Annotated in this window: 10 protein-coding genes; all 10 read left to right on the top strand. The window is 38.2% G+C overall.

Going from position 1 to position 8321, the window contains the following annotated elements:
* The first annotated feature begins 126 nt into the window (after positions 1 to 126).
* The 10 genes from deoB (at position 127) to spoVAC (ending at position 8312) form a co-directional block, all read left to right on the top strand.
* Positions 127 to 1320, top strand: coding sequence for a phosphopentomutase (gene deoB, locus V7112_RS03425; RefSeq protein WP_335415468.1), 1194 nt, complete (start codon positions 127 to 129; stop codon positions 1318 to 1320).
* A 2-nt stretch (positions 1321 to 1322) separates the two neighbouring features.
* The gene (locus tag V7112_RS03420; RefSeq protein ID WP_335415465.1) at positions 1323 to 2135 is read left to right on the top strand and encodes a purine-nucleoside phosphorylase; all 813 of its coding nucleotides are present in this window, start codon (positions 1323 to 1325) and stop codon (positions 2133 to 2135) included.
* A gap of 36 nt (positions 2136 to 2171) precedes the next feature.
* Positions 2172 to 3473 (top strand): pyrimidine-nucleoside phosphorylase, encoded by a 1302-nt coding sequence (locus tag V7112_RS03415; protein WP_335415461.1) that lies wholly within the window; start codon positions 2172 to 2174, stop codon positions 3471 to 3473.
* A 132-nt stretch (positions 3474 to 3605) separates the two neighbouring features.
* Positions 3606 to 4769 (top strand): D-alanyl-D-alanine carboxypeptidase family protein, encoded by a 1164-nt coding sequence (locus V7112_RS03410; RefSeq protein WP_335415459.1) that lies wholly within the window; start codon positions 3606 to 3608, stop codon positions 4767 to 4769.
* A gap of 301 nt (positions 4770 to 5070) precedes the next feature.
* Positions 5071 to 5421 (top strand): anti-sigma F factor antagonist, encoded by a 351-nt coding sequence (gene spoIIAA / locus V7112_RS03405; protein WP_335415457.1) that lies wholly within the window; start codon positions 5071 to 5073, stop codon positions 5419 to 5421.
* Positions 5421 to 5861 (top strand): anti-sigma F factor, encoded by a 441-nt coding sequence (gene spoIIAB, locus V7112_RS03400; protein ID WP_335415454.1) that lies wholly within the window; start codon positions 5421 to 5423, stop codon positions 5859 to 5861. Before spoIIAA ends, spoIIAB begins: the two co-directional genes overlap by 1 nt.
* Positions 5862 to 5873: 12 nt before the next feature.
* Positions 5874 to 6632 carry an RNA polymerase sporulation sigma factor SigF gene (sigF, locus tag V7112_RS03395; protein ID WP_335415452.1) on the top strand — a complete coding sequence of 253 codons (759 nt, stop codon included), beginning with the start codon at positions 5874 to 5876 and terminating at the stop codon, positions 6630 to 6632.
* A gap of 144 nt (positions 6633 to 6776) precedes the next feature.
* A complete protein-coding gene (locus V7112_RS03390) occupies positions 6777 to 7397 on the top strand; it encodes a stage V sporulation protein AA (protein ID WP_335415451.1) in 621 nt (206 codons plus the stop codon).
* A complete protein-coding gene (locus V7112_RS03385) occupies positions 7387 to 7806 on the top strand; it encodes a stage V sporulation protein AB (protein ID WP_335415447.1) in 420 nt (139 codons plus the stop codon). The genes V7112_RS03390 and V7112_RS03385 overlap by 11 nt, the downstream gene beginning before the upstream one ends.
* 44 nt (positions 7807 to 7850) lie before the next feature.
* A complete protein-coding gene (gene spoVAC / locus V7112_RS03380) occupies positions 7851 to 8312 on the top strand; it encodes a stage V sporulation protein AC (RefSeq protein ID WP_335415444.1) in 462 nt (153 codons plus the stop codon).
* Positions 8313 to 8321: the final 9 nt, after the last annotated feature.

The following is an 8321-nucleotide window of genomic DNA, read 5'->3' as shown; positions in this document are numbered from 1 at the left end:
GCTTTAACTTTATTTAGTCGTGAACTCGGCTAAATAAAGTTAATCAAATGTGAAAAATTGAGTAAGTTGCAACTAGAAGGGGAAAATACTTCTTAGAAAGCATAGAATATTTTGGGAGGGAATTACATGTCTGCTTATACATATAAACGAATTTTCCTAATTGTCATGGACTCTGTTGGAATTGGAGAAGCACCAGATGCGAAGAAATTTGGTGATGAGGGTTCAGATACTTTAGGACATATCGCGGAGGAAATGAATGGCCTCAATATGCCGAATATGGCAAAGTTAGGCTTAAGTAACATTCGTGAAATTAAAGGAATTCCAGTTCAAAACGGGCCGCTTGCTTACTATACGAAAATGCAAGAGGCTTCTAATGGAAAGGATACAATGACAGGCCATTGGGAAATTATGGGCTTACATATTGAAACGCCATTTCAGGTTTTCCCAGATGGGTTTCCAAAGGAATTATTAGATGAGCTTGAAAAAAGGACTGGACGTGGAATTTTAGGGAATAAGCCAGCATCTGGAACCGCTATTATTGATGAACTTGGCGAAGAACACATGAAAACAGGTAAATTAATCATTTACACATCTGCTGATTCGGTTCTACAAATCGCAGCACATGAGGAAATTGTGCCAATTGAAGAGCAATATAAAATATGTGAAATTGCACGTGAATTAACGCTAGATGAAAAATATATGGTCGGACGTGTCATCGCCCGCCCATTTGTTGGGGAACCTGGCAATTTTACAAGAACATCAAATAGACATGATTATGCTTTAAAGCCATTTGAGCGTACCGTGATGAATGAATTAAGTGATCAAGGTTTTGATGTTATCGCAATTGGAAAAATTTCAGATATTTATGATGGTGAGGGTGTTACCCAAGCTCTACGTACAAAGTCAAATATGGATGGAATGGATAAATTAGTTCAAACTCTTAATATGGATTTTACGGGCTTAAGCTTTGTAAATCTTGTTGATTTTGATGCATTATTTGGACATCGCCGTGATCCAAAAGGATACGGAAATGCGCTAGAGGAGTATGATGCCCGTCTACCTGAAGTATTTGAAAAATTAACAGATGATGATTTACTAATCATTACAGCAGACCATGGAAATGATCCTGTTCATTCTGGAACGGATCATACACGTGAATATGTTCCATTATTGGTTTACAACAAAAAAATGGCTGGCGGAAAGGAATTACCGTTACGGACAACTTTTGCTGATATTGGTGCAACAGTAGCGGATAATTTTAATGTATCTTTACCTAAACATGGAAAGAGTTTTCTTTCAGAGATTAACGGGGGAATATAGGAATGGATAAATCAATCATAGAAAGAGCAGCGCAATTTTTAAAGGAAAAAAGCCAAGCAGTACCTGAAATCGGATTGATTTTGGGTTCAGGCTTGGGGGTTTTGGCAGATGAAATTGAAAATCCAATCAAAGTGCCATATGATCAAATTCCGGAGTTTCCAGTTTCAACAGTAGAAGGTCATGCAGGGCAGCTTGTATTTGGAACCTTGCAAGGAAAATCTGTTGTAGCTATGCAAGGACGATTTCATTTTTATGAGGGATATAGTCTTGATAAGGTTACATTCCCTGTACGTGTGATGAAAGAACTTGGTGTCACAACTTTAGTTGTGACAAATGCAGCGGGAGGAGTAAATGAATCATTTAAACCAGGTGATTTAATGATTATTACAGATCATCTTAATTTCGGGCAAAACCCGTTAATTGGACCAAATGATTCGAAGTTCGGTGCAAGGTTTCCGGATATGTCAGAAGCGTATACAAAAGAACTACGCACTCTCGCAAGAAAAGTAGCGAATGAATTGAATATTGCGATTCAAGAAGGGGTCTATGTTGGGATGACAGGACCATCCTATGAAACACCTGCAGAAATCAGAATGCTTCGAACACTAGGTGGGGACGCAGTAGGAATGTCAACTGTTCCTGAAGTGATCATTGCACGCCACGCTAACCTAAGGGTGCTAGGCATTTCCTGTATCTCAAATATGGCTGCAGGGATATTGGATCAGCCTCTTACCCATGATGAAGTAATTGAAACAACAGAAAAAGTAAAAAATGACTTTTTATCACTTGTTAAACAAATTGTGAAGAAAATCTAAGTCACAAAAATGACCGGTTGGAAAAGGTGAAGAATAATGAGAATGGTTGATTTAATCGAAAAAAAACGAGATGGAATGCAATTAACAGCAGAGGAAATATCATTTGTTGTAGATGGGTATACAAAAGGTGAAATTCCCGATTATCAAATGAGTGCATTTACAATGGCAGTCTTTTTTAAGGGAATGACGAAACAGGAACAAGCGGATTTTACAATGGCGATGGTTCAGTCTGGTGACACGATTGACCTTTCAGGAATTGAAGGAGTCAAGGTGGATAAACATAGTACCGGTGGTGTAGGTGATACAACCACACTAGTGTTAGCTCCTTTGGTTGCATCAGTTGGAGTACCTATTGCAAAGATGTCAGGGCGTGGACTAGGTCATACTGGCGGAACGATTGACAAACTTGAATCTGTTTCGGGCTTCCATGTTGAAATTACCAATGATGACTTTATTCGTCTTGTCAATCAAAATAAGGTTGCAGTTATAGGGCAAAGCGGAAATTTAACACCAGCAGATAAAAAGCTTTATGCGTTACGAGATGTTACTGCGACTGTTAACAGTATCCCATTAATTGCTAGCTCAATTATGAGTAAAAAAATTGCGGCAGGAGCAGATGCGATTGTTTTAGACGTAAAAACTGGCGCAGGTGCGTTTATGAAGGATTTAGATGATGCGAAGGACTTGGCTAAGACAATGGTCGATATCGGGAATAATGTTGGTCGAAACACAATGGCGATTATTTCAGATATGAGTCAGCCGCTTGGTTTTGCCATAGGCAATGCTCTTGAGGTAAAAGAGGCGATTGATACGTTAAAAGGAGAAGGTCCTGCCGATTTAGAGGAACTCTGTCTAGTCTTAGGAAGCCAGATGGTTTTACTCGCGAAAAAAGCAAATTCTCTTGAAGAAGCTAGAGCGATGCTTGAGGAAACAATCAAAAATGGAAAAGCGTTAGAAACCTTTAAGCTATTTTTATCATCACAGGGTGGAGATGCTTCTGTCGTGGATTCACCTGAAAACCTTCCAAAAGCAAAATATCTATTTGAATTTGAAGCTGAATCGGATGGTTATGTTTCAGAGATAATTGCCGATTCAATTGGTACAGCAGCTATGCTTCTAGGTGCGGGAAGAGCAACAAAGGAATCGTCAATTGATTTGGCGGTTGGGCTTGTTCTTCGGAAAAAAATCGGTGACAAGGTTTCAAAAGGAGAAAGCCTTGTAACCATCCATAGTAATTTTGAAGATATTGCTGACATAAAAAAGAAACTATCAGAAAGCATCTCAATTTCAGAAAATCCAGTAACAGCACCTACATTAATTATCGATAAGATTTCATAATTCACATTCCGAGGATAAATATCCTCGGTTTTTTTATGTTTGGGGGATAGCTCCAACCCTCTTTCTTTTTTTATGTATATTATTTGGTTTGTTGGAAAAAATGGGAAAGTATAAAGAATGGAGGGTTTGGAGATGAAACGCGTATTTATAAGTCTGTTACTTTCAACAATCATGATTTTTACGGTTAGCCCTTTCGCTTCTGCACAGGAGTCAACTGTTGATCTAGCGAATAATGCAAAATCTGCAATTTTAATTGAACGTGATACAGGAAAGATTCTTTACGAAAAAAATAGTGATGAAAAGCTTCCACCTGCAAGCATGACGAAAATCATGACATTGCTTTTAATCATGGAAGCCCTTGATAAAGGTAGTATCACCTATTCTGACAAAGTTAGAACCAGTGAACATGCCGCATCAATGGGGGGATCACAAATATTCCTTGAGCCAGGCGAAGAAATGACAGTTGAAGAAATGTTAAAAGGTATTGCCATCGGTTCAGGCAATGATGCATCCGTTGCAATGGCAGAAAAAATAGCAGGTTCAGAAGAAGCTTTCGTTGAAATGATGAATAACAAGGTAAAGGAATTAGGCCTTAAAAATACATTATTTCAAAATCCGACTGGCCTTCCTGCGGAAAATCACTTTAGCTCTGCACATGACATGGCAATCATGTCAAAGGAATTGCTGAAATATGAGGAAATCACTAAATTCACAGGTCAATATGAAGATTATTTACGTCAAAACACTGATAATAAGTTTTGGCTTGTGAATACAAATCGCCTTGTGAGATTTTATCCAGGGGTGGATGGGTTAAAAACAGGTTTTACAACCGAGGCGAAATATTGTTTAACAGCTACTGCTGAAAAAGAAGATATGCGTTTAATATCTGTTATCTTTGGAGCACCAACACCAAAGGAGCGGAATGCGCAAGTAACAAAGATGCTTGACTATGGCTTTAGTCAGTATAAAACACACCCTTTATATGAACGTAATCAGGAAGTTGCCCAAGCAAAGGTAAGTAAGGGGAGTCAAAAGAAAATTAACCTTGTGACATCAGAACCAATTTCACTTTTAACAAAAAAAGGTGAAAAAATCGATGATGTACAAAAGGAAGTTGCGGTAGATGAGAAGCTTAATGCACCGATTAAAAAAGGTGATGTTATCGGAAAATTGGTTATTAAAAAAGATGGAAAAGTTTTAAGCGAAAGCCCACTTGTTGCTGAAAAAGATGTCGATGCAGCCAACTGGTGGAAGCTATTTAAACGGACAATGGGAACTTTTAATAAAACTCCATAAACTGTTACCTAGTTCTTGATGTCTAGCTCCAGTCGCCATCGGCTCTCTGGTATAAGCCAATCGCTTCTTAAGGTAAAAGGTGCCTTCTGTCAGCGCTCGTCTTATGCTTGACTTGCACAGTAAGTGCTGACATCGACGTTCACCACAGGACGTGGCGGTAGTTAGTCGATGTTCCTCTGTTAGGGCGCCTTACGCTTTTCTGTTTTTTTTGCCGAATGAACACTAGTTTTGTCATCAAGAAGGAATCTTTCATGTAAATAGCGAAAAGACTCACTATACGATTTAAAGGAGGCATTGTAAAGTGAGTCTTGGAATTGAACTTGAGGTAAAACACAATGTGTTATGTATTCGGCTATCTGGTGAGCTAGATCATCATACCGCTGAAGAATTGCGATTAAAGGTAACAGATACGATTGAGAGCAATCAAATTAATCACATCTTATTGAATCTTGAAAAGCTTTCATTTATGGATAGCTCAGGATTAGGTGTTATTTTAGGAAGATACAAGCAAATTAAAAATTTAGGTGGAGAAATGGTTGTTTGTTCCATTTCAACGCAGGTCGAACGTTTATTTGAAATGTCTGGCCTTTTCAAAATCATTCGATTAGAGCGTGATGAGTCTTTTGCGCTTCAGTCATTGGGGGTGGCGTAATGAAAAATGAAATGCACCTTCAATTTTCAGCACTAAGCCAAAATGAGTCATTTGCTCGTGTAGCTGTAGCAGCATTTATTACACAACTCGATCCAACCTTGGACGAACTAACTGAAATTAAGACAGTTGTGTCTGAGGCCGTAACAAACTCAATTATTCATGGATATGAAAGTGATCCAAGTGGGATTGTTTATATTTCATGCAAAATGGAAGACAGTACCGTGTATATCACGATAAAAGACGAAGGAATTGGAATCAACGATCTCGAGGAAGCAAGGCAGCCATTGTTTACAACAAAACCAGAGCTTGAGCGATCAGGTATGGGCTTTACGATCATGGAAAACTTCATGGATGAGTTCGAAGTGGAAACAGGTTCAGCACGAGGTACAACATTACGGCTTACAAAGCATTTATCAAAGAGTAAAGCGTTATGCAATTAAGGAGACTTGCCAATGGATGTGGAGGTCAAGAACAACAAAAGTGAAACGTATTTAAAGGACAATGAGGTTAAGAATTTAATCAAACTCAGCCAAGAAGGACGACAGGAAGCACGTGATCTAATCGTCCAGAAGAATATGAGGTTAGTTTGGTCTGTTGTACAACGGTTTTTGAATCGAGGCTATGAACCAGATGATTTGTTTCAAATAGGCTGCATTGGACTATTGAAGTCAGTCGATAAATTTGATTTATCATATGATGTTAAATTTTCAACCTACGCTGTACCAATGATTATCGGTGAAATCCAGCGGTTTATAAGGGACGATGGAACGGTAAAGGTGAGTCGTTCATTAAAGGAAACCGGAAATAAAATTCGGAAAGCTAAGGATGAGTTGTCAAAGCAATTCGGTAGAGTACCAACAATTGCAGAGATTGCGGAGTACTTAGAAATCACTCCTGAAGATGTTGTTTTAGCCCAAGAGGCAAGTCGAGCCCCTTCATCCATTCATGAAACCGTATATGAAAATGATGGTGACCCGATTACATTACTTGATCAAATAGCGGATAATAATGAAACAAAATGGTTTGATAAAATTGCACTTAAGGAAGCAATACGCGAGCTGGATGAGCGCGAGAGATTAATCGTTTACTTGCGATATTATAAGGATCAAACTCAATCAGAAGTCGCGACACGGCTAGGTATATCTCAAGTACAAGTGTCGAGGCTAGAGAAAAAAATATTACAACAAATGAAGGACCGAATGGACGTATAATCCATTCGGTTTTTTTATTTGTGAAAAAGATAATCCCCATGTTAAAGCGTGGTAATTATTGGAGTTTGTGGTCCAATCGCATTAGATAAGCAAGATTTAACATACTAGATATATAAGGAAAACAATGTGTAGGGTGTGAAAGTGATGGAAAAATCAATTTATGTTCGAATGCGCCATCGCGTACTGGTACAACCCAATGCAACAGTAAAAATTGGAGAAATCGTACAAATAAGTGCTGAGGAAAACATCGCACAGGAAATTAAAAAGATTGCTATTCATCAGGTAAGCAAAAAAGATAAAAACATAATTGTCATTGATGTAATGAAGGTTATCGAACAAATCAGGAGGCGATTTCCTCATGTTGATATTCAAACGGTCGGTCCCGCACAAACCATTATTGAGGTAGCGCTTAAGAAAAAGCGGTTTGCAACTGCGCTATTTGTAGCAGTTTGGTTTTTATTATTTATAGGGGCAGCCCTTACTATGATGAATTTCCATGAAGACGTGTCAATGAGGGAAGTTCATCTACGTATCTATACCATGATTACTGGCGATGTGGTTCCAAAACCATTGCTCTTTCAAATTCCATATTCATTAGGTTTAGGGCTAGGAATGATTTTATTTTTCAATCATTTTTTCCGCAAACGACTTAACGAAGAACCAAGTCCACTTGAAGTTGAAATGTTTAATTACCAGCAGGATTTAGATAATTATTTGATTCTCAAAGAAAATAAAGAAAGCATGAAACACATCGATGACAATTAAAGTCCTGCTAATTATTTTTATAGGATTAGGAAGTGGACTTGCAGTTGGAGGCGGTTTTGTCGCTTTTTTAGCTGTCTTAGGCATTATCCCTCGGCTTACACAATTAACTAAAACAATGAAATTTATTCGATTTTATGAGTGGGGTGTTGTACTCGGTGCGGTATTTGGTGGCTGGTTTACATTAAATGATCATATCTTTCACCTTTGGGATTTTTTAGTACTCCCCGTAGGATTAGCAAGTGGAATATTCGTTGGAATGCTGGCCGCTGCACTAACAGAAGTACTTAATGTTTTTCCGATATTAGCAAAACGAATTGGCATCGAAAGTAAAATTGTGATTTTAGTTATGGCAATTGTTTTCGGGAAAATTGCAGGATCTTTATTCCAATGGATGTATTACGTTAAATGATAATAGGTATGGTTCATATTTAGCACGTAGGGAGTGAAGATGAAGTGGCTACTAAGAAAAAAATAAAAGATGATTACAAAAATAGCATTAAAAAATTCCAGCCTAAACCGAAGTATTTTCTAAATTGTGTAAAAGCTTTTCTAGTTGGAGGAGCTATTTGCTGTATTGGCCAAGGTATACAGAATTTCTATATGACATTCTTTGATTTTTCGGAAAAAGATGTGGGAAATCCAACTGTCGCAACCCTGATTTTAATTTCGGCCTTGTTAACCGGGTTTGGCCTCTATGACAAGCTTGGGCAATTTGCGGGTGCGGGTTCTGCGGTTCCTGTAACAGGATTTGCGAACTCGATGACAAGTGCAGCGATGGAATATAAAAGCGAAGGTGTGGTTTTAGGAATTGCTACAAATATGTTTAAACTTGCGGGCAGTGTCATCGTTTTCGGAGCAGTTTCTGCGTATATTGTCGGGATTATACGTTATTTCTTTAATCTCACAATTTCTTGAATGATTAAA

Source organism: Bacillus sp. JJ1566 (assembly GCF_036962685.1).
In the GTDB taxonomy this organism is placed as follows: domain Bacteria; phylum Bacillota; class Bacilli; order Bacillales; family Bacillaceae_L; genus Ferdinandcohnia.
The sequence above is the reverse complement of the archived record's forward strand: the minus strand, read 5'-3'. Positions and strand labels throughout refer to the sequence as shown.

Coding starts and splice junctions, on each gene's coding strand:
- deoB (WP_335415468.1), top strand. CDS start 127: ATGTCTGCTTATACATATAAACGAATTTTCCTAATTGTCATGGACTCT.
- V7112_RS03420 (WP_335415465.1), top strand. CDS start 1,323: ATGGATAAATCAATCATAGAAAGAGCAGCGCAATTTTTAAAGGAAAAA.
- V7112_RS03415 (WP_335415461.1), top strand. CDS start 2,172: ATGAGAATGGTTGATTTAATCGAAAAAAAACGAGATGGAATGCAATTA.
- V7112_RS03410 (WP_335415459.1), top strand. CDS start 3,606: ATGAAACGCGTATTTATAAGTCTGTTACTTTCAACAATCATGATTTTT.
- spoIIAB (WP_335415454.1), top strand. CDS start 5,421: ATGAAAAATGAAATGCACCTTCAATTTTCAGCACTAAGCCAAAATGAG.
- sigF (WP_335415452.1), top strand. CDS start 5,874: ATGGATGTGGAGGTCAAGAACAACAAAAGTGAAACGTATTTAAAGGAC.
- V7112_RS03390 (WP_335415451.1), top strand. CDS start 6,777: ATGGAAAAATCAATTTATGTTCGAATGCGCCATCGCGTACTGGTACAA.
- V7112_RS03385 (WP_335415447.1), top strand. CDS start 7,387: ATGACAATTAAAGTCCTGCTAATTATTTTTATAGGATTAGGAAGTGGA.